Source organism: Shimia sp. R9_3, assembly GCF_017743755.1.
Lineage (GTDB): Bacteria > Pseudomonadota > Alphaproteobacteria > Rhodobacterales > Rhodobacteraceae > Shimia.
Genome location: NZ_JAGHRP010000004.1, coordinates 287,535 through 309,897 on the forward strand (window position 1 = coordinate 287,535; position 22,363 = coordinate 309,897).

At 60.2% G+C, this 22,363-nt stretch carries 16 protein-coding genes; 8 read left to right on the forward strand and 8 right to left on the reverse strand.

Annotation, left to right across the window (positions count from 1 at the left end; all coding sequences use genetic code 11):
- Window positions 1-53: 53 nt before the first annotated feature.
- The 6 genes from J7412_RS12745 (at window position 54) to J7412_RS12770 (ending at window position 7,666) form a co-directional block, all read left to right on the forward strand.
- Window positions 54-473, forward strand: coding sequence for a hypothetical protein (locus J7412_RS12745; RefSeq protein WP_209062330.1), 420 nt, complete (start codon window positions 54-56; stop codon window positions 471-473).
- Between the two features lie 130 nt (window positions 474-603).
- Entirely contained in the window at window positions 604-2,550 is a 1,947-nt protein-coding gene (locus J7412_RS12750) for a diguanylate cyclase (protein WP_209078979.1), read from the forward strand.
- Between the two features lie 226 nt (window positions 2,551-2,776).
- The gene (locus tag J7412_RS12755; RefSeq protein ID WP_209078980.1) at window positions 2,777-3,916 is read left to right on the forward strand and encodes an acyl-CoA dehydrogenase family protein; all 1,140 of its coding nucleotides are present in this window, start codon (window positions 2,777-2,779) and stop codon (window positions 3,914-3,916) included.
- Between the two features lie 20 nt (window positions 3,917-3,936).
- A complete protein-coding gene (locus J7412_RS12760; protein ID WP_209079119.1) occupies window positions 3,937-4,968 on the forward strand; it encodes an enoyl-CoA hydratase/isomerase family protein in 1,032 nt (343 codons plus the stop codon).
- Window positions 4,969-4,982: 14 nt separating this feature from the next.
- Window positions 4,983-5,855: a 3-hydroxyisobutyrate dehydrogenase gene (gene mmsB, locus J7412_RS12765; RefSeq protein ID WP_209078981.1), complete on the forward strand. Its 873-nt coding sequence runs from the start codon at window positions 4,983-4,985 to the stop codon at window positions 5,853-5,855.
- 233 nt (window positions 5,856-6,088) lie between these two features.
- Window positions 6,089-7,666: a Hint domain-containing protein gene (locus J7412_RS12770; protein WP_209078982.1), complete on the forward strand. Its 1,578-nt coding sequence runs from the start codon at window positions 6,089-6,091 to the stop codon at window positions 7,664-7,666.
- A 17-nt stretch (window positions 7,667-7,683) separates the two neighbouring features.
- On the opposite strand, the gene J7412_RS12775 is transcribed toward J7412_RS12770, so the two are convergent.
- Window positions 7,684-8,457 carry a helix-turn-helix transcriptional regulator gene (locus tag J7412_RS12775; protein ID WP_209078983.1) on the reverse strand — a complete coding sequence of 258 codons (774 nt, stop codon included), beginning with the start codon at window positions 8,455-8,457 and terminating at the stop codon, window positions 7,684-7,686.
- Window positions 8,458-8,581: 124 nt separating this feature from the next.
- On the opposite strand from J7412_RS12775, the gene J7412_RS12780 reads away from it, so the two are divergent.
- On the forward strand, window positions 8,582-9,028 hold the full coding sequence (locus J7412_RS12780; protein ID WP_209078984.1) for an excinuclease ABC subunit A: 447 nt from the start codon (window positions 8,582-8,584) through the stop codon (window positions 9,026-9,028).
- A gap of 144 nt (window positions 9,029-9,172) precedes the next feature.
- Here the strand turns inward: J7412_RS12780 and uvrA are convergent, their stop codons facing one another.
- From uvrA to lpdA, 3 genes are all read right to left on the reverse strand, one after another.
- Complete coding sequence (uvrA, locus tag J7412_RS12785; protein ID WP_209078985.1) at window positions 9,173-12,034, reverse strand: excinuclease ABC subunit UvrA; 2,862 nt, start codon at window positions 12,032-12,034, stop codon at window positions 9,173-9,175.
- A 146-nt stretch (window positions 12,035-12,180) separates the two neighbouring features.
- Window positions 12,181-13,353: an MFS transporter gene (locus J7412_RS12790; RefSeq protein ID WP_348540499.1), complete on the reverse strand. Its 1,173-nt coding sequence runs from the start codon at window positions 13,351-13,353 to the stop codon at window positions 12,181-12,183.
- A gap of 64 nt (window positions 13,354-13,417) precedes the next feature.
- Window positions 13,418-14,812, reverse strand: a complete 1,395-nt coding sequence (gene lpdA / locus J7412_RS12795) for a dihydrolipoyl dehydrogenase (RefSeq protein ID WP_209078987.1) — start codon at window positions 14,810-14,812, stop codon at window positions 13,418-13,420.
- 193 nt (window positions 14,813-15,005) lie between these two features.
- Here lpdA and J7412_RS12800 point away from each other — a divergent pair, with 193 nt between their 5' ends.
- Window positions 15,006-15,461 carry a hypothetical protein gene (locus J7412_RS12800; RefSeq protein WP_209078988.1) on the forward strand — a complete coding sequence of 152 codons (456 nt, stop codon included), beginning with the start codon at window positions 15,006-15,008 and terminating at the stop codon, window positions 15,459-15,461.
- A gap of 13 nt (window positions 15,462-15,474) precedes the next feature.
- On the opposite strand, the gene J7412_RS12805 is transcribed toward J7412_RS12800, so the two are convergent.
- The 4 genes from J7412_RS12805 to J7412_RS22105 form a co-directional block, all read right to left on the reverse strand.
- Complete coding sequence (locus J7412_RS12805; protein WP_209062299.1) at window positions 15,475-16,050, reverse strand: DUF924 family protein; 576 nt, start codon at window positions 16,048-16,050, stop codon at window positions 15,475-15,477.
- Window positions 16,051-16,200: 150 nt separating this feature from the next.
- Window positions 16,201-17,466 carry an MFS transporter gene (locus J7412_RS12810; RefSeq protein WP_209078989.1) on the reverse strand — a complete coding sequence of 422 codons (1,266 nt, stop codon included), beginning with the start codon at window positions 17,464-17,466 and terminating at the stop codon, window positions 16,201-16,203.
- Between the two features lie 283 nt (window positions 17,467-17,749).
- A complete protein-coding gene (queA, locus tag J7412_RS12815; RefSeq protein ID WP_209078990.1) occupies window positions 17,750-18,796 on the reverse strand; it encodes a tRNA preQ1(34) S-adenosylmethionine ribosyltransferase-isomerase QueA in 1,047 nt (348 codons plus the stop codon).
- A 44-nt stretch (window positions 18,797-18,840) separates the two neighbouring features.
- Window positions 18,841-22,329: an AsmA-like C-terminal region-containing protein gene (locus J7412_RS22105; protein WP_209078991.1), complete on the reverse strand. Its 3,489-nt coding sequence runs from the start codon at window positions 22,327-22,329 to the stop codon at window positions 18,841-18,843.
- Window positions 22,330-22,363: the final 34 nt, after the last annotated feature.

Sequence of the window (22,363 nt, forward strand, 5' to 3'; positions counted from 1 at the left end):
TACCGGAAGGGGCGGCTTGGCTGCCCCTTTTTTGGGTCAAACATGGGGTGTGAATGTCGGTCTCTTTCAAAATACTGTCCTCTCTGGGCGTGGTCTATGTGCGCTATGAGGGCTTTGCGAATATGTCTGACACGCTGACCGCCTTTGCCGAATACGCCCAACATCCGGAATTCCGCCCCGGCCAGAAGCAGCTGGTGGATCTCACCCATCTCACCGGATGGGACGAAGACTTTCTCGAACTCATGAAAATACAGGCCCAAAAGGCCGACGCCTTCACCGGCAACAACGCCCAGACACTAATCGTCTACCTCGCCCCCACACCCGCAGGCCAGAAACTAGCCCGCATCGCCCTGCGAAGCTGGGAGCCTTTCCCCGCTGTGGTGCCCATGGTGCAGGAAAAAGAGCAGCCCGCCCTGTCGATCCTTGGCCTGCCATATGACACGATCAACCAGCTGTTGAGCCGCGCTGTTTGAGCGCCCGTCAGCTCTTAAATTTTTAGACATTTTGTCCGTATTGGAGCGCCCATACCCCTGCGTTTTAGGGTGGCGTTAAACCCGTCACCTCAGTAGTGATCGCCAGTTCGTCACCACACGAAGAGTCCCTATGGCGCGCGCGACACTCCCAAACCTCTCCACAGTCACAGCCCTCTTTCAGGCGTTTCTGCTCGCTGTCCTTATGTTCAGCCTGCCTCAACCCGCGCAGGCGCAAAACGCCGTTTCCGGCGTGCATTTTGACCTGAGAGAGCGTGACTTTCACGAAACACCTTATGCGATGCTCAACGGTGACTGGTGGTTTGAATTTGGCGCACACCTGACGCCGGAAGAGGCCCATGATGCTTTCATAGCAGATAATCTGGACGCCATCGCCGTGCCATCTGACTGGCGCGACACGCTCACAGAGGCCAACACCAACCCGTTCTCCCACGGCATCGCTACCTATCTCAGCCGCATCTCCTTGCCGGAAGATCCCCACAACCATCTGATACTTGTGTTGCCCCGCGTGGCCGATGCCTATGTGGTCTATTGGATCCCGGCGAATGACCCCGCGAACTGGCACGAACTTGGCGAAGATGGCACCCTCAGCGGCCCCATCGTGCCCGCCCACACCATGCGCGCCTACAGCCTCGAAGACTTTAGCGACGGCTACCTCATGGTGCATGTGCGCAAAGAGCTGCAAAGCTACGGCGGCATTCTCCGCGCGCCCTATATCGCACAATCCGGCGCGTATCAGAACTACCTGCAGATGCTGCGCCTCAGTGACGGCATGGTCATGGGCATCACGCTCTTTGTCTCGATCTTCAACCTGTTCCTGTTCCTGCTCTACCGCAAAGATCCGGCCACATTGATCCTGGTGCTGGGGGGCTTCGCACTGTTTTTGCGCGCCCTCACCATGACCGGCACGCTGGAGATCATCCTTGGCATGAACCTGCGCAGCTTCCTGACACGGCTGGAAATCGCCGACATCCTGCTCATTGCCTGGACCACCTACGCCATGCATCAGGCACTGCTGTGGCGTCGCTTCAGCAATCTGAAAGGCCCGATCCTGGTCGGCATGGTGGGCATGCTCGGCGCGGCCTTCATCTTCACAGCCCCCCTGCCGCAGGTCACCGAAGCCATCTCTCTGGTGCACCTCTATTGTTTCGCAACCTTTGTGCTGATCCTGGCCACCAGCGCCCGCGCCATCAGGCTCAAACAGCCGGACGCATGGTTCTACTCCGTTGGTTGGCTTTTACCGATGACTGCTGGCCTCCATGACATCTACAGCAGCAACCACTTTGGCGGCGTCTATCTCGCCAATCCGGCGTTTGTGATCTTCATCTCGGTCTACAGCTGGAAGGTCGGCCACCGCGTGATCACCGAACTCAACCGCGCAGAATTCCTGCGTCAGGCCCGCAAGAACCTCACAGAGCTGCATCAAAACGCCATGGCCTCCGCGCGCCATGACCAGCTCACCGGCCTCTTGGACCGCCACGCCTTCGACGATGAGCTGCTGCTGGCCTGGCAGGAGAAAGACAGCTGCGACGATGGCCTCTCCCTTGTGGTTCTGGAAATCGACTCATTCCAGGCAATCGCAGCCACCCACGGCCAAGAAGCCGCCGACATGACCCTGCGCAGCGTTGCCGAGCTGCTCAGCCATTCATTGTTGCGCAAGACCGATCGGATCTGCCGCTACCAAGAGGCCTCCTTCATGTTCCTGCTGCCCTGCGCCAATGGCAGCAAAGCCCGTGAGGTTGCCGAGCGCGTGCGCCACCGCATCAAATTGCACGAAGTCACCCTCGACGCCGGTGTCCACCTGCGCCTGCAGGCCAGCTTTGGCCACGCCACTGCCGAGCCCAATGCCGAGGGCCACTGCCATCAGTTGGTCCAACAGGCCCAACTGGCGCTGGACCACGCCCAGACCTGCGGCACCGGCATGATCGCGGGCTTTGATGCACTGACCACCGCGCAGAAAGCGCGGCTGCACTACCGTCTGACCTCGCTCGAAGCCAACAGTGACATCGAGGCCGCACACGTCGAACAGCACAGCCAAAGCTGGACCAAAGCCAGCTGACGCCCTCTGCATTTTTGCAAAACCACTCTGCGTTTTCGCCGCGCAATCCTTGGTATTTTGCCGCTTTCTCCCTTTGCAATGCATCGGGATCGGTGTTAATTTAACAACTGTTCAATTCGCGGAGGGGAGGCCGCGAAGCGCGCAGCTTTTGGCGGCTTCGGTCTCTTCCAGCATCAGCACCGCATCCGGCGCAACCTGCGCCTGGAATGTGACCAGAGGAAGAGACATGGATTTTGCACTGACCGAAGAACAGACCCTGATCTTTGATATGGCCAAAGGATTTGGCGAAGAGCACATCGCGCCTTTTGCCCAAGACTGGGAAGCCGCAGGCACCATCCCCAAAACCCTCTGGCCTCAGATCGCAGAGCTGGGTCTGGGCGGCATCTATGTGTCAGAGGCCTACGGCGGCTCTGGCCTCTCCCGCCTTGACGCCACATTGGTTTTTGAAGCCCTCGCCATGTCCTGCCCCTCCGTTGGCTCCTTCCTGTCGATCCACAACATGTGTGGCGGCATGATCGACAAATTCGGCTCTGAGGAGACCAAACAGAAATGGCTGCCCGACCTCTGCGCCATGAACAAAGTCTTCTCCTATTGCCTCACCGAGCCCGGCTCAGGCTCTGACGCCTCCGCCCTAAAAACCCGCGCGGAGCGCAGCAACGAAGGCTATGTGCTCAACGGCACCAAAGCCTTCATCTCCGGCGGCTCCTATTCCGATGCTTACGTTTGCATGGTGCGCACCGGTGAGGACGGCCCCAAGGGCATCTCCACCGTGGTGGTTGAAGACGGCAGCGAAGGCCTGTCCTTTGGCGCATTGGAAAAGAAAATGGGTTGGCTTGCCCAACCCACCTCTCAGGTCCAGTTTGACGATTGCAGAGTGCCCGCCGACAATCTGATCGGCGAGGAAGGCAAAGGCTTCAGCTACGCCATGAACGGTCTGGACGGCGGCCGCCTCAACATCTCCGCCTCCGCCCTTGGCGGCGCACAGAAAGCGCTCGATATGACCGTGCAATACATGTCAGAGCGCAAAGCCTTCGGCAAATCCATCAACCAGTTTCAGGCGCTGCAGTTCCGCCTGGCCGAATATGAAACCAAGCTACAGGCCGCCCGCACCTTCCTGCGTCAGGCCGCTTGGAAGCTCGACAACGGCGACCACGAGGCCACCAAATTCTGCGCCATGGCTAAGCTCATGGTGACCGACGCCGCCTTTGAAGTGGCCAACGGCTGTTTGCAACTGCACGGCGGCTACGGCTATCTCGCGGACTATGGCATCGAGAAAATCGTGCGCGACCTGCGCGTGCACCAGATTCTGGAAGGCACCAACGAAATCATGCGCCTGATCATTTCCCGCCAGATGATCGCGGCGTGACCCAAAGACGGAGCGCAGACGTGTCTGACATCCACATCCGCAAGGCGGGCCAAACCGGCCGCATCACCTTCACCCGCACCAAGGCGCTCAATGCGATGTCCTATGACATGTGCCGCGCCATCGAAACCGCGCTGGATACATGGCGCGCGGATGATGCGGTCAAGATGGTTGTGATTGATGCAGAGGGCGACAAAGCCTTCTGCGCGGGCGGCGACATTGCCGAACTTTATGACACCGGCACCAAGGGCGATTTTGCCTTTGGCCAGACCTTCTGGGCCGATGAATACCGCATGAACGCCAAGCTGTTTGAATTCCCCAAACCTGTGGCCAGCTTCATGCAGGGCTTCACCATGGGCGGCGGCGTTGGCGTCGGCTGTCACGGCTCCCACCGCATTGTGGGCGACAGCAGCCAGATTGCCATGCCCGAAGTTGGCATCGGCCTTGTCCCTGATGTGGGCGGCTCACTCATTCTGGCACAGGCTCCGGGGCGTCTGGGCGAATACCTCGGCCTCACCGCGGCCCGTCTCGGCGCGGCAGACGCGATCTACACAGGTTTTGCCGATTACTACATCCCCGAAGACAGCTGGCCTGATCTCATCGCCTCACTGGAAGACACCGGCGATTGGGAGCTGATCGACGCCGCCGCACAGCCCGTCGCATCCGGTCCGCTGAAGCAGCAGAGCGATCAGATCAACGCCCATTTCGGCGGCGAGCGCCTGAGCGACATTCTCACCTCACTGCAAGACAGTGACAGCGACTTTGCCAAAGACGCGCTCAAGAAACTCTCGCGCAACTCTCCCATCGCCATGGGGGCGGCGCTGGAAATCATCCACCGCGTGCGCGGCCTGCCTGAAATCCGCTTCGCTCTGGATCAGGAGTACCGCTTCACCTTCCGCGCTATGGAACACGGCGATTTTCTGGAAGGCATCCGCGCACAAATCATCGACAAAGACCGCAATCCGCAATGGAAATACACATTGCAAGCGCTCCCGCCCATGGCTGTCACCAATATTGTGCTGCCGCTTGGCGCGGATAAGCTGACGTTTGAATAAGGGAGGCAATCGCCATGAAGATCGGATTTATTGGACTTGGCAACATGGGCGGCCCCATGGCGGCCAATCTGGCCAAGGCGGGCCACGAGGTCACAGGCTTTGACATGGCCGATGTCACCATCGAAGGCGTCACCATGGCCCCTTCCGGTGCCGAGGCCGCTGCGGGGGCTGATATGGTCATCACCATGCTGCCCAACGGCGCGATCCTGCGCGCTGTGGCGGCGGAAATCATCCCCGTGATGTCGCCCGGTGCAGGCTTTGTGGATTGCTCCACCGTGGATGTAGACAGCGCCCGTGCAGTGGCAGGCCACGCCGTTGCTGCCGGGCTTCTGCCGGTTGACGCACCTGTTTCCGGCGGTGTTGGCGGCGCCGCAGGCGGCACGCTGACATTCATGGCAGGCGGTTCTGCCGAGGCTTTCGCCAAAGCCGATCCTCTGTTTGACATCATGGGGCAAAAGGCCGTGCATTGCGGCGACGCGGGCGCTGGTCAGGCCGCCAAGATCTGCAACAACATGATCCTGGGCGTGACCATGATTGCCACCTGCGAAGCCTTTGCGCTGGCCGACAAGCTGGGGCTCGACCGCCAATCCATGTTTGACGTGGTCTCCACCTCCTCGGGCTACAGCTGGACCATGAATGCCTACTGCCCTGCCCCCGGCGTCGGCCCGCAATCCCCGGCTGACAACGACTATCAGCCGGGCTTCGCCTCCGAGCTCATGCTCAAAGACCTGCGCCTGTCCCAACAGGCGGCGGAAAGCGCGGATGCAGACACGCCTATGGGGCAAGCCGCCGCCGCGCTCTATGAACAGTTCGTGGAAAACGAAGGCGGCCTTGGCACCGATTTCTCCGCCATGTTGCCCCGCTTTGAGAAACGCGGACGCGGTTAACAAAGCGCCAGCACAGCGATCAGCCAAAGTTAACAGCCGCGCCTCTCAAGGCGCGGCTTTTCTTATTTTTAAGAGCCGTTTCTTGGTTACCAAATCCCGTGCCTGCCCACAAAATTGGTTAATCTTTCCCAACCATTGCCCCGTTTGCGCCTTTTTTGACCGCATAGCTGTTGTTGCCAAAACGGAAACAAAAACCGCACGGCACAAGAGCAGACCGCTGAGAGGGGCATCAGATGGCGATCGCAACGGAACTGAACATCAACACATCGGCCACCGCCGATGCCATGGCTGCCGAAATCTTCGGTGATCCTTCCCGCATCGTTTCGTCACAATACTTCGGAGACACGCTCAGCTCGGGCATTTACGCCGGCGCCGACAGCACCAGCCCCGGCGTCGCCCCGGCTGACAGCGGGGTCATCCTCTCCACCGGCTATGCCCGCGATTTCACCAACAACAGCGGCACCACCAACACCAATGTGCGCGGCAACACCTCCACCAACACCAGCGGCGAAAACAACAACGCGCTGTTCAACGCCGCCGCTGGCACCAACACCTTTGACGCCTCTTATATGGTGATTGATTTCAACGGCTCCGCAGGGGAGCTGCTCACCATCGACTTCGTGCTCTCCTCCGAAGAATACCCTGAATTTCTAAGCTACAACGACGCCATCGGGGTCTGGGTGAACGGGGTGGAAGCCCAGATCTCCGTGGGCGACGGCTCAGCCTCCATCGGCAACATCAACGACGCCAATGAAAACATCTACGTCGACAACAGCAACGATCAGTTCAACACCGAAATGGACGGCTTCACCGTCACCCTGACCTTCGTGGCCCCTCTGCAGGACGGGGTGAACGAACTGGTCATCGGCATCGCGGATGCCACCGATAGCAACTACGATTCCAACCTTCTGATCGCAGGCGGCTCGGTGCAGACCGCCATTGTGGCGCAGGATGACGAGGTCTCCATCAAATTCGGCGGCAGCAAAACCCTCGACGTTCTCGACAACGACAACTCCACCGCAGGCCCCACCCTGACCATCACCCATATCAACGGCATTCCCGTCAGCGCGGATCCCAGCACCGGTCTGCCCGACAGCGTGATCCTCGACACCGGGCAGGAGGTGACCCTCAACCCCGATGGCACCCTCACCGTGGATGCCGACACCGACAATGAAACCGTCTATTTCAACTACACCATTGAGGATTCCGCAGGCGAGACCGACACCGCGCTTGTGGAGATCGAGCAGCGCCCGCCCTGTTTCACACCCGGCACCCTGATCCGCACCGCAGCCGGCGATGTTTTGGTCGAAGACCTGCGCGCAGGCATGCTGGTGGAAACATTAGACTCTGGCCTGCAACCCATTGTCTGGATTGGAAAATCCGAAATTCCACCCCGCCCGGACTCCCTGCCGATCCGCATCAAGGCTGGTGTGTTGGACAATGACCGCGATCTGGTGGTCTCCCCACAACACCGCGTGCTGATCTATGGCGCGCGCGCCGAACTGCTGTTTGGCTGTGATGAGGTTCTGGTCAAAGCAAAAGACCTCGTGGACGGGCGTGATGTCACCATCTGCGAGAGCACCTCTCCGGTCACCTATTTCCACATCCTCATGTCCCAGCATGAGTTGCTTCTGTCCGAAGGCCAGTGGAGCGAGAGCTTTCAACCCGGCATGCAAACCCTGCGCAGCTTTGACCCGATCGCCAACCGCTCCCTGCGCGCAGTGATGAACCGCCGCAGCATCGCCCTCAGCGACATTTCAGCCCGCCTGAGCCTGCGCAGCTACGAGGCCCGCGCGCTGATGGCCGCCTGACGGACCTCCAATACCAATCAACTCCCCGAGGCCATGGCCTCCAGCGCCAGCCGTGTCTCTTCATCCGCCGGAAACAGCATCTCAATACGCAACTCCGACAACGCGATGTCCTCGGTCGAGCCAAACTGCGTGATAGTCGAGAAAAAAGACATCCTCACCCCGCCCAACTCATAAATCGCCGGAATAATCGCAGGCTTCATCCCCTCCATAGCCCGCGCTTCCTGTGTCAACAGCGCCGACATTCGCGTGATCGCATCCTCAAGCACATCGTCCTGACCAAAATGCGCGCTTTCCACCCGCAATCGCGCCACCATGTGCCCAAGGATTTCCTCATAGTTTACAAGCGCCTGATGCAGCACATCTGAGCCAATCATCATCTCAATCAGACTGTCGCCACAGGCCACCCCAAGCCCCGCCAGAATCTGCTCCGCCACAGAGTTCACCGCCACCAGACGCCAATGCCGGTCAAGCGCCATGGCCGGATAAGGCGCATGCCGCTGCAACGTCCAATCCACCGCCGCTTGCACCGGCGCCATCTCTTCCGCACTCAGGTCACGCTTGGCATAAGCCGGGCTCAATCCCGCCGCCATCAGCAGCCGGTTGCGCTGCGCAATCGGCACATCCAACTGCTCACAAAGGCGCAGCACCATGCCTCTGCTTGGGCGCGACCGCCCGGTTTCCAAAAACGAGATATGCCGCGCGCTCACCCCGGCAGACAGCCCTAGATCCAGCTGGCTCACCCGCCGCGCCTGCCGCCATTCCTTCAACGTTGCTCCAAACTCCAGCCCCACAGCGCGCCTCCCAGCTTTCCGATCACCATACCGCAGATCTGCGCCCACGCACTTACCTCAGAGGTAATTGTTTTGCCGCAGGAAGACGCGCAGCCTCCGGTCATCAGACAAAGGAGCACCTAAAATGACACAAGATCGCGTCATCACCTCTCTCAAATGCGGCTGCGGCCTCTCCATCGCCATGGGACTCGGCGCCCTGCTCGCGCTGCTCACCCAATCCTTCGGCCTGCTCAGCTGGTTCAGCGATCTGGTCCACCTGCCGCTGGATGGCCAGCAGCGCTTTTCGGACAAAACAGATCAGGTCCTCGCAGCCATCGGCGGCGGCGTGCTCGTCGGCCTCGGCGTGACACTGTGGCAGGTCACCACGCAGGTCTATGCCAAAGACCCGCAAACAGGCGGCAAAATCATCGCCTACGGGATCTGGAGCTGGTTTGTGGTCGACAGCCTCGGCTCCATCGCCGCAGGTGCGTGGTTCAACGCGGTGCTGAACCTCGGCTTCCTGCTGATGTTCATCCTGCCACTCCGGCTGGCAAACTCAGCAGACGCCCTCAAAGCCGCCTCCCACATTTGACCCAAACAAATACAGGCTTCAGCGCAGCGCGGCCCCTTCAAGGGCCGCCCTCTTCTCATTCGTCAAATATCCTGGGGGTGAAGGCCGCAGGCCGAGGGGGCAACGCCCCCTACCTCACTTCGCAGACCTCCCTCAGCGCCAGCGTTACTCCGCCGCCACCTTCTTCTTCGGAGCCAGCATGTCTTTCAGATAACGCCCGGTATGGCTGGCCGCGACTTTGGCGACCTTTTCCGGCGTGCCTTTGGCGACAATCTTACCACCGCCGTCACCACCTTCCGGGCCAATATCAATGATGTGGTCTGCGGTCTTCACCACATCCAGATTGTGCTCAATCACCACCACGGTATTGCCCTGATCCACCAATTCATGCAGCACTTCCAAGAGCTTGCGCACATCCTCAAAATGCAGACCGGTGGTCGGCTCATCCAGAATATAGAGCGTACGGCCGGTGGAGCGCTTCGCCAGTTCCTTGGAGAGCTTCACCCGCTGCGCCTCACCGCCTGACAAGGTCGTCGCCTGCTGGCCCACCTTGATGTAGCCCAGCCCCACCCGCATCAGCGCGTCCATCTTGTCGCGAATGCTCGGCACCGCTTTGAAGAACTCCTGCGCCTCTTCCACGGTCATATCCAGCACATCGGCAATGCTCTTGCCTTTGAACTTGATCTCCAGCGTCTCGCGGTTGTAGCGCGCGCCTTTGCAGGTCTCACATTCCACGTAGACATCCGGCAGGAAGTGCATCTCGATCTTGATGACACCGTCGCCCTGACAGGCCTCACAGCGCCCGCCTTTCACGTTGAAGCTGAAACGCCCCGGCTTATAGCCGCGCGCCTTGGCCTCCGGCAGCCCGGCAAACCAGTCGCGGATCGGCGTGAACGCCCCAGTGTAAGTCGCCGGGTTTGACCGTGGCGTGCGTCCGATCGGACGCTGATCGATGTCGATCACCTTGTCCAGATGCTCCAGGCCCTTGATGGTCTCACAAGGCGCGGGCGTCTGGCGCGCGCCGTTGAGGCGCATGGAAGCGGTTTTAAACAGCGTCTCAATGGTCAGCGTGGATTTGCCGCCACCAGACACCCCGGTTACACAGACAAATTTGCCCAGCGGGAAGTCCGCCGTGACCTTCTTAAGGTTGTTGCCCGTGGCCTTCACCACGCTCACGGTCTTGCCGTTGCCTTCACGCCGCTCGGTCGGCACCGCAATCTCTCGCGCGCCCGAGAGATACTGCCCGGTCAGCGATTTGGGATCGGCGGCAATATCTGCTGGCGTGCCTTTGGAGACCACCTGCCCGCCATGCACACCGGCCCCCGGGCCAATGTCAAAGACATAATCCGCCTCGCGCACCGCCTCTTCATCATGCTCCACCACAATCACGGTGTTGCCCTGATCGCGCAGGTTCTTCAGCGTCGTCAAAAGCCGGTCATTGTCACGCTGGTGCAGACCAATCGACGGCTCGTCCAGCACGTAGAGAACCCCGGTGAGACCAGAGCCAATCTGGCTGGCCAGACGGATGCGCTGGCTCTCCCCACCGGACAATGTGCCACTTGAACGAGACAGCGTAAGATATTCCAATCCCACGTTATTCAGGAACCCAAGCCGCTCCTGGATTTCCTTCACAATCGCCCGCGCGATCTCTTGCCGCTGCGGCGTCAGGCTCGCAGGCACGCTCTCAATCCAGGCCAGCGCCTCGCGGATCGACAGCTGCACCACATGGCCCACATGTTTCTCCGCAATCCGCACCGCAAGCGCCTCTTCGCGCAAACGGTGCCCGCGGCAGGCCCCGCAAGGGCGGTTGTTCTGATAGTTCTCAAACTCTTCGCGGATCCAATTGCTGTCGGTCTCGCGATAGCGGCGTTCCATATTGGGGATCACCCCCTCAAACACCCGCGACACCTGATAAACGCGCCCGCCTTCGTCATAGCGGAATTCGATTTCCTCATCGCCAGAGCCATACAGGAAGACCTGCTGGACCTTTTTGTCCAGATCCTTCCACGGGGTGTTCTTGTCAAAGCCGTAGTGCTTGGCGAGGCTTTCAATGGTCTGCAGGAAGTAAGGCGATTTGCCCTTCCGCCACGGCGCAAGCGCCCCGTCATAGACCTTCAGCGTGACATCCGGCACCACCAGACGCTCATCAAAGAACAGCTCTTTGCCCAAGCCGTCACACTCCGGACAGGCCCCAAAAGGCGCGTTGAAGGAAAACAGCCGTGGCTCAATCTCGGGGATTGTGAACCCACTGACCGGACAGGCAAATTTCTCACTAAACGTGATCCGCTCCGGATCGCCCTCCTTGGGGGCGGTCTCCAACACGGCAATGCCATCGGCCAGATCCAGCGCGGTGCGCAAGCTGTCCGCCAGCCGGGTCTCCATGCCTTCGCGCACCACCAGACGGTCGACCACCACGTCAATGTCATGGCGGAATTTCTTATCCAGCGTCGGCGGCGTGTCGAGCTCATAGAACTCCCCATCCACTTTCACCCGCTGAAAGCCCTGCTTGCGCAGCTCAAGGAATTCCTTGCGGTATTCGCCTTTGCGGTCCCGCACAATCGGGGCCAGCAGATAGCCGCGTGTACCTTCCTCAAGGCCCATAATGCGATCGACCATGTCCTGCACCTGCTGCGCCTCAATCGGCAGGCCGGTGGCAGGGGAATAGGGCGTGCCCACACGGGCAAACAGCAGACGCAGATAATCGTAAATCTCCGTCACCGTGCCCACAGTGGAGCGCGGGTTCTTGGAGGTCGTCTTCTGCTCAATCGAAATCGCCGGGGACAGCCCGCTGATGTGATCCACATCCGGCTTTTCCATCATATCAAGGAACTGGCGCGCATAGGCGCTCAGGCTCTCCACATAGCGCCGCTGCCCTTCCGCATAGATCGTGTCAAAGGCCAGCGAGGATTTGCCGGAACCCGACAGGCCAGTGATCACCACCAGCTGATCGCGCGGAATATCCACGTCGATGGATTTCAGATTGTGCTCGCGCGCCCCGCGCACCTCGATATTTTTCAGCTCGGCCATCAATACCCCCAACGGCTGCGGCAGCAGACAGCGGTCCCACGGACTCACTGCCCCTCAGTTATCGCGAACATACAGAGAACAAAACCATTCGCCAAGCCCGTTCGCAAGGCCCACACATAATCAGGGATGATTACGTTTTGAACCCCTCACCGGATGACGCTTTTTCGCACACGGGCGCGTGCCAATCCCAGATGTGCAAACGCCCCCGCCAAAAGCGCCCCAAGGATCACCCCAATCATCCCGCCATAGCCGGAAACCGCCAGAACACCCAGAAGGATCGGCGTGCCAATCGTGTTGCCCAGATTGCCCGCCTGCGCAAACACCCCGTTTGCATCCGCGCGGTCAGCGGCTGTCTCGTTTAGCACAGGCACCAGCGCAAAGCTCGCCCCTTGGATCAAGCCAAGCGCCCCGGCAAAGATCAGGCACACCAAGGGCGCGCCCGGCAGGACCAGCAACATGGCCGCCGCAGCCGCAGAGGCCAGAAAGCCGCAGACAATCACCTGCAAAACAGACAGATAGCGCAGCAGCCACACGCCCAGGGTCATCGAAGTCACCATGCTCATAAACGGCATCGCCCCCACGGTGAAAGTCCGCCACTCCGGCGCGATAAAGGGCGGGATCAGGGTCAGCAGGCTCACAAAACAGAAGGTATAAAACAGCCAGCCCACCGCAGCGGCATTCAGAAACGGCGAGCGGTAAATCTCCCAATGCCGCTTCAACAGCCCGCGAAGGCTCAACCCGCCCTGTCCGCTTGGCGCATCCTCTGGCAGCTTGAGCAGGCTTACCGCCACCACGCTGCCCGCCATCCAGATCGCATGAGCCAGAAACATCGCCTGCACGCCATAACTCGCCACCAAGGGCCGTCCGACCCAGGCAAACAGCGCAAAGGCCACGCCAAAAAACGTGCCCCACAACGTCAGCGAAAAGGCGCGTTTTTCCTCCGGCGCTACGCGCGCAATCAACGTCGGTGCCGCCACCACAATCGCCAGATGCGCCAACCCTTCGACCACGCGGCTCACAAGGAAGGCATCAAACGACACCCCCATGGCCTGCACAAAAGACACCATCGCGCTTAAGGTCAAGCCGCCAATCAACGTCCGGCGTATGCCGATGCGGCTCGCCAAAACGCCAGAGACCACGCCCAGCAAAATCCCCGCCGTTCCAAGGATCGACAGCGCAAAGCCCAAACTGGCCCCCGCCTCGGGATAGAGCAAACCAATCTGATCAAAGGTCACGCTGATCTTGGCAAACTGCCCCGCCGCGCCAATGCCTGCGAGCCAGATCACCACAACCGGCCAATACCATTGTGTTCCGGCCACCCAAACACTCCTTTGAACACCTCCGCCAGAGCGGAGGCGCATCTCAAATTCTCTTTTCTTTCAATCAGATGTGGATCACACGATCATAAGCATCGAGCACGCTTTCATGCATCATCTCACTCAGCGTCGGATGCGGGAAGACGGTCTCCATCAGCTCCTCCTCCGTGGTCTCAAGCTGCCGCCCGACCACATAGCCTTGGATCAGCTCGGTCACTTCCGCGCCCACCATATGGGCCCCCAGAAGCTCGCCGGTTTTGGCATCAAACACCGTCTTCACCATGCCCTCAGGCTCACCCAACGCAATCGCCTTGCCGTTGCCGATGAAGGGGAAACGCCCGACCTTCACGTCATAGCCCAGCTCTTTCGCCTTGGCCTCGGTGTAGCCCACGCTCGCCACCTGCGGATGACAATAGGTACAGCCCGCAATGCTTTCCGGTTTCACCGGATGCGGTTTGCCACCGGCAATCAGCTCCGCCACCATCACGCCTTCATGGCTCGCCTTATGTGCCAGCCAGGGCGCCCCCGCGATATCGCCAATCGCGTAAAGCCCCTCCACACCGGTGGCGCAATATTGATCGGTCACCACATGGGTCCGGTCAATCTTCACCCCCAGCGTTTCCAGCCCGAGGTTTTCCACATTCCCGACAATCCCCACAGCCGAGATCACCGTATCAAACTCCTGCGTCGTAAGTTTGCCACCGGTCTCGATATGCGCGGTCACCTTATCCTTGGCGCGGTCCAGTTTCTTGACCATGGATTTCTCAAGGATCTTCATGCCCTGTTTTACAAATTGCTTTTTGGCAAAGGCACTTATCTCCGCATCTTCAACCGGCAAAACGCGATCCATAACCTCCACAACCGTGGTCTCCGCGCCCAGCGTGTTGTAAAAACTGGCAAACTCGATGCCAATCGCACCAGAGCCAATCACCAGCAGTTTCTTGGGCATATGCGGCGGCACAAGCGCATCCTTGTAGGTCCAGACCCGCTTGCCGTCCCCCTCAAGCCCAGGCAGTTCCCGCGCCCGCGCGCCGGTGGCCAGCACGATGTTCTTGGCGCTCAGCGCCTCAACGCCCTTGTCACTTTTCACGGAGACCTTGCCTTTGGCGGGCAGCGTCGCCTCGCCCATAAAGACCTCAACCTTGTTCTTCTTCATCAGAAAGGCCACGCCGCTGCTCAGCTGTTTGGCCACTCCGCGCGAGCGTTTCACGACGGCGTCAATGTCATAGCCGATGCCCTCCGCCTTTAGGCCAAAATCCGCGGCCCGCTCCATCAGGTGGAACACCTCGGCAGAGCGCAGCATCGCCTTGGTTGGAATACAGCCCCAGTTCAGACAGATCCCCCCCATGTGTTCGCGCTCCACAATGGCAACCTTCAGCCCCAGCTGCGCCCCCCGGATCGCGGCAACATAGCCGCCCGGCCCCGCACCAATGACGATCATATCAAAGGTCTTCTCTGCCATGGTGCTGCTCCTCGCCTGCCAAGTCTTGCTTCAAGATCGGAGCCTACTGGGATTCTCAACCCGCTTCAACAAAGCCGCCCGCGCGCATGACGGGCAAATTTCCGCTAGAGATCGCGTCGCTTTCGGCGCACATTGCGCGCAACAGTTAGTCCCGCAATCCCCCGTAATCCCCTGTAATCTCCGGAGCGCTCCCATGAAAAAAACCATAAAAGACCTGCTGCTTGCCCTGCTCAACGCCACCCTCATTCTTGTGGCGCTGTGCCTGTTTCTGCTCTGGCAGCTGTCAGGCACCGCCGAACGTGTGGTCGAAAGCTTCGCGCAAAATCTGCAGATTGTGAAACCGATGCAGGAGCGGGTCGCAAACCTGCAAGCAGAGGTCAGCGGATTGCGCAGCGATCTCGCCGCCCTGTCAGAGCAAGGGGCCGCGCAAAACCTGCCGGGCTCTGCCGCCCTTCAGGCCCGCGCCAACGCGCTGCAATCCCAACTGGAGGACATCAACAGCAACCTGCGCACGCTGGCGGACACGCCAGATCGTCTGATGAGCGCAGGTGTCGAGCAGCTGTCGGCGCGGGCAAGTGCGGGCTTGGGCAAGCTTGCCGCCTGCCACCTGCCGCAAACCGACGACGCGCCGATCAACTCTGGCTCATAAGACCTGCTGTGGCTTACTGTGCGGCCTGCAAAAGCCGCACGGTGTGGCCATAGCCGCCTTTTTCAACATAAGCGGTTTCCAGCTCTGTTGAGGGCCGCGCCAGCGCCGCATTGCGATAAGGGAACCGGCCAAACTGGCGGATCACTTCGCGATGGGCCTGTGCATGCAAAAGGTTGCTCTCGCAATCTTTCATACGGTCCACAAACATCCGCACACATTGCTCCTGATCACACAGGTTTTCCGAGTGCATCAGCGGCAGAAAGAAAAACTGCCGCGCCGGGCCGTCAATCCTCTGATCCCACTTCTTGTGCAGCGCTGATTTCGCCGCACAGAGCGCCTTCCGGTCCGTGGCAAAAGCGGTGCCGCTGCCCCGGAACATATTGCGCGGGAACTGATCTGTGACGATCAGATAGGCCAAGGTGCCGCTGGCATAGGTCAGCCATTGACCCAACCCGCCATCACGCGCCTTTTCCCATGTGCTCATGAACCTATTACGAATGGTCTCATCCAACACATCAGAGACCTCATACCACCCCTTCGGACCAACCTCATCAAGCCAGAACGAAAGAACTTCTTCGGGACGAACCATGCCCCCACTCCTTCTCAAATTGCTCCCCCCCAAGGAGCTTCGTAATAAAAATGTTACACACAAACTTCGAGGGCTGAACAGTCACAAATTGCAACGGTGCGACACAGGGCGCGATTGGGGCAACACAGGTGCCCCAATGACACGCTCGCCTTATCCGGCAGTCGCCTCTTGCTCTTCTTCCATAGCGGTCTCAATGGCCACTTCCTGTGCCACCTCAACAACCAGCGGCGAGGCATGCGGCATCACTGCCGTGAAGCTGGCGGTGTCTTCCACAGCCGCCGCCGGACGGCGCGTGGTGCGATAAAGCGCATAGACCGCAAGGGCTGCAAGCAGGAACACCAGATAGATAAAGAAGCCGCTCGGCCCCACCAGATCCATCGCCGTACCGGTGATCATCGGACCGGCAATCGCGCCAACCCCATTCACAAACACCAGACCACCGGAGGCCGCTGCCATGTCCTCATAGTCAAGGAAGTCATTGGCGTGGGCAATCAGCATGGAATAGAGCGGGTTGGAAAAACCGCCAATGATCAGCGCGGCAATCAACAGCAGATAGTAGCTGTCCCCCGCCACAAAGCCGATTGCGCCCCCCGCTGCGCCAACAACGGACACAAACATAATCAGGCGGCGGCGGTCCATCCGGTCACTCAACCAGCCCAGCGGATACTGGAAGATCGTCGCCCCCACATAAAAGGCCGCAATAAACACACTGAGCTCCGTCAGGGTCAGCCCGGCACGGGTCGCAAATACCGCCGACATGCCAAACTGCGCAGAGAACACCCCGCCCAGCAGGAACATGCCCACCACCCCAAGCGGGGAGTTGTGAAACAGCTCTTTCAGGCTCATCGGCTTGGTGGTCTCAAACGCCGGTGTCGGCGAAATCGACAGCAGAATCGGCGCAAAGGAAATCGAAACCAGCACCGAGGGGATCACAAACAGCAAAAATCCTGTGGCATCAGGCACGGTCATCAGCCCCTGCGCGGTCACAATCCCGATCATCTGCACGATCATATAGAGCGACAACGCCTTGCCGCGCGTCTCATTGCTCGCGGCGTTGTTGAGCCAGCTCTCCGCGGTCACATACACGCCGGAGAAACAGAACCCCATGATCACCCGGCCCAGAATCCAGGCAATCGGATGCTCCAGCGTCGGGAACAGAATCAATACCGCCGAGATCATCGAGCCAAGCGCCGCAAAGACCCGCACATGCCCCACCCGCCGGATCATCTCCGGGGTCATCCGGCTGCCGCCCAGAAAGCCGACAAAATAGGCCGACATCACCATCGACATCTCAAAGGTGGAGAATCCCGCACTCTCGCCGCGAATACCCAGCAGCGTGCCGTGCATGCCGTTGCCCACCATCAAGAGCAACATCCCCAGAAGCAACGCCCAGGCGCCTTTAAAAAACTCAACCATTCTGAGACCTTCTCACCTTTGCATCCATTTGCAAATGCCGCGTGCACCCTATCGCTGTCAATCACGACAAACAGATGTCGTTTTGCACGCAGCCTGAATTATTTATCAGCGCAGCACCATCATCGCCTGCGCCTGCCCTGCCACCAGAGCCGTTTTCTCATTCCCGAAATATCCCGGGGGTATGGGAGCTGGCCCCCATTTAGACCTGTGTGTGGGGGCTGGCCCCCACTTAAACCTGCGTGTGGGGGCTGGCCTCTACACCATCCGCGCAATGCCGGCCCCTTTAGGGGATCAACAGCGACGCATCCCCGTAAGAGAAGAACCGATAGCCCTCTTTCACCGCGTGGTCATAGACAGTGCGGATCCGGTCCTGGCCCAGCAGCGCACTGACCAGCATCATCAGGGTCGATTTGGGCAGATGGAAATTGGTCATCAACGCATCCGCCACATGAAACTCAAACCCCGGATAGATGAAAATATCCGTGTTGCCTTCCCATGGTGCAATCTCTCCATCCGCCGCGGCGCTCTCAATCAGACGCAGCGCGGTGGTGCCCACCGGGATCACCCGCCCGCCAGCGGCCTTGGTGGCCGCAATCTCCGCTGCCGCCGCCTCGGTCACACGCCCCCATTCGGCGTGCATCTTATGCTCTTTGACGTTGTCGACCTTCACCGGCAGGAACGTCCCCGCGCCCACATGCAATGTCACATGGGTGAAACTCACACCGCGCGCCTTCAGCGCCGCCAAAAGCGCCTCGTCAAAATGCAACGAGGCCGTTGGCGCGGCCACCGCCCCGGAGTGTTTTGCCCAAACAGTCTGATAGTCTGTTTTGTCTTTGTCATCCGCCGCACGTTTGGCAGCGATATAGGGGGGCAACGGCATATTGCCTGCCGCCTCCAAAGCGGCGTCAAAATCATCGCCCTGCAGATCAAACTGCACCACGCCCTGCCCGTCTTCCTTAGAGAGCAGCCGCCCCTTCAGACCAGCAGCAAAGATGATCTCTTCACCCTCACGGATTTTCTTCAACGGCTTGATCAACGCAGCCCAGGCCCCACCGGCGCGCGGCTCCAAAAGCGTCACCTCCATGCGCGCCTGGGTCTCGCCCTCCGGCCCGCTGCGCACACGATAGCCTGACAGGCGCGCCGGAATAACCTTGGTGTCATTTAACACCAGCCGGTCACCGGGCTGCAGCCATTCCAGCAGGTCAGTCACCACCCCGTCGATGATCTCATCACCCTTGGCCACCAACAGCCGTGCCGAGCTGCGCGGCTCCGCAGGGCGTGTGGCAATCAAAGCCTCCGGGAGGTCGAAGTCAAAATCAGAAAGCTGCATCAGAGTTTGCGCCGTATGCTGTGTCAGTTGGAGGGGCTGGCGAGTCAGTTGCTCAGGTCCGGAGGCGGACGGCGGAAAATCTCTCTAAAGAAGCCCGGCGTCAAGGCCGAGAGTGGATTGACCGAAATGGATGTATCGGAGGTCGGACCCCGCATCCGGTAGTTGAACCCAATCAACCCCTCACCGCGCCGCGCAAAAGGCCGCCCCACCACATTCACCGCGTAAATCGGCGAAATCGTGCCCTGCATGTCAAACCATTGCTGCGCAAAACTGTAGGTGCCATTGGCCGAAAGACCGATAGAGGGGCCAACCGCACTGCTTTCCCCGACAATCAGCTGCGCGGGGGTGATGCGGAATTTGGCAAACACATCGGAGAAAAACAGCCCCGGCCCATTAAGCTGATCAATCAGCCCCACCACACTGATCGCATTCAGCAACGCCGCAATTGCCGGCACCTGCTGCACCCGCACCGATTTGATGCTCAGCCGACCATCATATTCCCCCTTGGCGCCGCGCGGGATCAGATCCAAGGTCATATCGCCGTTCTTGGCGGCTTTGATCACACCCATGGAGGCTGCTATCTGCCCGCCCTGACTGGATTTTACCTGCACCTGCGTGCCGTTGGCATGTGGCGCCAGCAGCCCGATCACCGCAGGTCCACCGTTGAAATTGCCGGAAAACCGCCCGGACAACCCGCCCTGCGTGCTCAGCTCAGCTGACATCGGCGCAAGCCGGATGCCATCGGTCACCACCACCTCATCAAGCTGCGCAGTGATCGGCCCGCTTGCATTGGCCGTTCCTGCCGCGCCGCCTGCACCGCTGCCGCCAGTGTCGGGCATATTGCGCATGTCCAGACGCCCACTGGTCAACTCAAGCGCAGGGGGCGCTGTGCCGCGGCCGCGCAGCCGCCCCGTGCCGCTCAACCAGCGCCCAACGGTCAGCTTGTCCAATGTGGCCACACCCAGCCCGCCGCTTGGGGCAATGGTGATATCACCTTCTGCCGCCAGACCCGGCGCTTCAAAGCGCACGCTGTCGATGGTGGGCGGCTCCTTCACTGTCATCTCAATGGCCAGGCTGCCGGGTGTCTTCGCCGCTTTGCGCCAGCCGATGGGCGGCACCGACATGCGCACGCCCACCAGATCGGAGGTCAACGTCAGCTTAGGCGGCACATCGCGGATGATCTCCATGTCATAATTCAGCGTGCCTACCTCAGAGACGGTGCCCTTGGGCAGCCCAACCTCAAAAGCCTCCAGCGCCGCTTCACTCAGCTCCGCCGTCCCCGTCAGCCAGCTGCGCCCTTCGTTCTCCTTGCCGCCAAACATGTGCCAATGCGCGGTGACAGGGATATCCGCCAGAGTGCCCGTACCCTGCACATCCACCCGCTCCGGCGTCGCATGCACCGTGAAATTGCCCTTCATCTCCTTGTCGGGGATGAAATGCGTGCTGGTCACATCCAACAGATCGCCGGAAATGTCGTAATGCACTTCCTCGACCGGCAGCTTATCCTTCAAGAGCATCTCTACATGCCCGGCCAGCACCGCGCGCCCGGGGGCAAAATCCACCGGCAGTTTCGCCTTGGTGAAAAGCTTCAGCGGCTCGCGATCCAGAAGCGACAGCACCGCGGTGATCGGCCCCTCGGCCTTCACGTCCGCCCGCCCCGGAGAGGGTTTCAGCCGCATGTCGAGCACGGTGAAGCTTGATCCGGTCACATCAATCCGGCCCCCCTGATCCGCTTCCACATAGCCTTCTTCCACAGCGACCTGAAACTTGTTGTCTTTGACAATGCCAAAGCCCACGCCGCCCTCAATCGGTGGCATGGTTTTCACCGCCCGCACCACCGCGTCCTCAAACTGGAAGCCGACGTAAAGATCGGGTGGCTCCGCCCCGCGAGACCGCACCGCCAGATCCACATTCTTGATCCGCGCTTGCCGGATATTCTCCGCCACCCATTTGCGCGGCTTTGGCTCCAGACTCTTGGGCCAGACCGACAGCACATTGGTGGCCTGCACCTCATCCATCTTGCCATTCAGCGCATAATCCCAATGCGGCCCATCCACACCCAAACGCCCGTCCAGCACCACCTGATTGCCCGACTGACGCACCACCAGCTGCCCCAGATCCAGCTCAAACGGATCGAGCTTCAGACGGAAATCCGCAAAACTGCGCTCCAGCGCGATCGGGTCATCGTCCAGATTGCGCGGGTTGGCGCGAAACTCATTCAGCGTCAGCTGCACCAGAAACTCATCCGGCACGCTGCCCTCGGGGCCGCGCAAAAATGCCTCTCCAAAGGCGGAGACCCGCACCAGATCGCTGGCCAATGACAGCTCATCAAAGCGGATCGCACTGCGCGCAGGCTCATAAGTCAGATAGCTACGCATGCTCTCAAACGGCACCGGCCGCACCTCGCCACCGGGCTGCAGAACCCCTTCGTCGAGCTGCAGCGTGGCGTTGACGTCGCCAAGGTGGCCCTGCTCATCAAGGCTCGCCCTCAACGCGCCCGAAATCGGCGCCCGCAGGATCTGCAACCAGCGCAGCGCCGCCGCCTGAGAAGCAAAATCCTCGCTTGGAATATCCTGAAAGTTCAGCCCGAAATCCGTGGCCAAAGTGCCGTAGCGCGTTGTCAGCGATGCCTCGATTGTGCTGGCATAGCTGCGCCCGCCCAGCACCGTCATCTGCGATGACAGCTCCACGGTGTCGCCCTCACGGCGCAGCGTGACATGCCCGCCATCGACGGTCCACGCCTTGCGCGCGCGCAGATCCTCAAGACGCAGCGTGACATCCTCGATCACAAAGGCATCCAGATGCGCCAGCGTCGGCAATTCCAGAAACTCTTCGATCTGCTCTCCAAAGGTGAACACATCCGTATCGGTCTGCAACGCGCCCTGCCCGGCCACCTGCCCCAATACGATCCGCAGGCGGCCATCCATCTGCCGCACACCGGTGAGGGTCACGCCCGACACACGCACATCGCGGAACGAGACCTGCCGATCCATCAGCGGCGCAAAGGCAAGGCGCACATTGATCCGCTCCACATTCACCGCGCCGCCGCCGGTCTCCGGCAGAACCTGCACCCCGCGCATCAGAATGCTTGGATCCCAATCCTGCTCAAATTCCAGCGCCACATCCTCGATCCGCACATCAATCGAGGCCAACTGGCGGCTCAACTCGGTCTCAATCTTGCTGCGCAGCCATTCCGGCGCAATGATCGGCCCGCGGCTCAAAAGGACCACCCCCGCCGCCGCGACCAACAGCGCAGGCACCGCAAGGCTCAAAAGCGCGAGAATGCCAAACCGGCGCACACGGCCCTTTGGCTCACCGTCATCATCGCCCTCATCCTCATCGGCTTCCACAGAGGCGACTGAGGTCTCCGGATCACTCAACGTGCCCTCTTCCGGCACAGCATCAGACGCAGCATCAGACACAGCCTCTTCCGGCGCATCCGCATCCCGTCCGCGCGCCGCATCCTCCGATGTCTCCGCTTCCAGAGCGGTCTCATCGTGGTGAGCGGCGTCTGCGTCCTCACCGGCCTGCACAGGCGCGTCCCCTTCCGGGGAAGTATCCAGACTG

Bases quoted from the DNA above. Each gene is read 5' to 3' on its own strand.
- J7412_RS12745 (WP_209062330.1), top strand. From the start codon at position 54: ATGTCGGTCTCTTTCAAAATACTGTCCTCTCTGGGCGTGGTCTATGTG.
- J7412_RS12750 (WP_209078979.1), top strand. From the start codon at position 604: ATGGCGCGCGCGACACTCCCAAACCTCTCCACAGTCACAGCCCTCTTT.
- J7412_RS12755 (WP_209078980.1), top strand. From the start codon at position 2,777: ATGGATTTTGCACTGACCGAAGAACAGACCCTGATCTTTGATATGGCC.
- mmsB (WP_209078981.1), top strand. From the start codon at position 4,983: ATGAAGATCGGATTTATTGGACTTGGCAACATGGGCGGCCCCATGGCG.
- J7412_RS12770 (WP_209078982.1), top strand. From the start codon at position 6,089: ATGGCGATCGCAACGGAACTGAACATCAACACATCGGCCACCGCCGAT.
- J7412_RS12780 (WP_209078984.1), top strand. From the start codon at position 8,582: ATGACACAAGATCGCGTCATCACCTCTCTCAAATGCGGCTGCGGCCTC.
- uvrA (WP_209078985.1), bottom strand. From the start codon at position 12,034: ATGGCCGAGCTGAAAAATATCGAGGTGCGCGGGGCGCGCGAGCACAAT.
- lpdA (WP_209078987.1), bottom strand. From the start codon at position 14,812: ATGGCAGAGAAGACCTTTGATATGATCGTCATTGGTGCGGGGCCGGGC.
- J7412_RS12800 (WP_209078988.1), top strand. From the start codon at position 15,006: ATGAAAAAAACCATAAAAGACCTGCTGCTTGCCCTGCTCAACGCCACC.
- J7412_RS12805 (WP_209062299.1), bottom strand. From the start codon at position 16,050: ATGGTTCGTCCCGAAGAAGTTCTTTCGTTCTGGCTTGATGAGGTTGGT.
- J7412_RS12810 (WP_209078989.1), bottom strand. From the start codon at position 17,466: ATGGTTGAGTTTTTTAAAGGCGCCTGGGCGTTGCTTCTGGGGATGTTG.
- queA (WP_209078990.1), bottom strand. From the start codon at position 18,796: ATGCAGCTTTCTGATTTTGACTTCGACCTCCCGGAGGCTTTGATTGCC.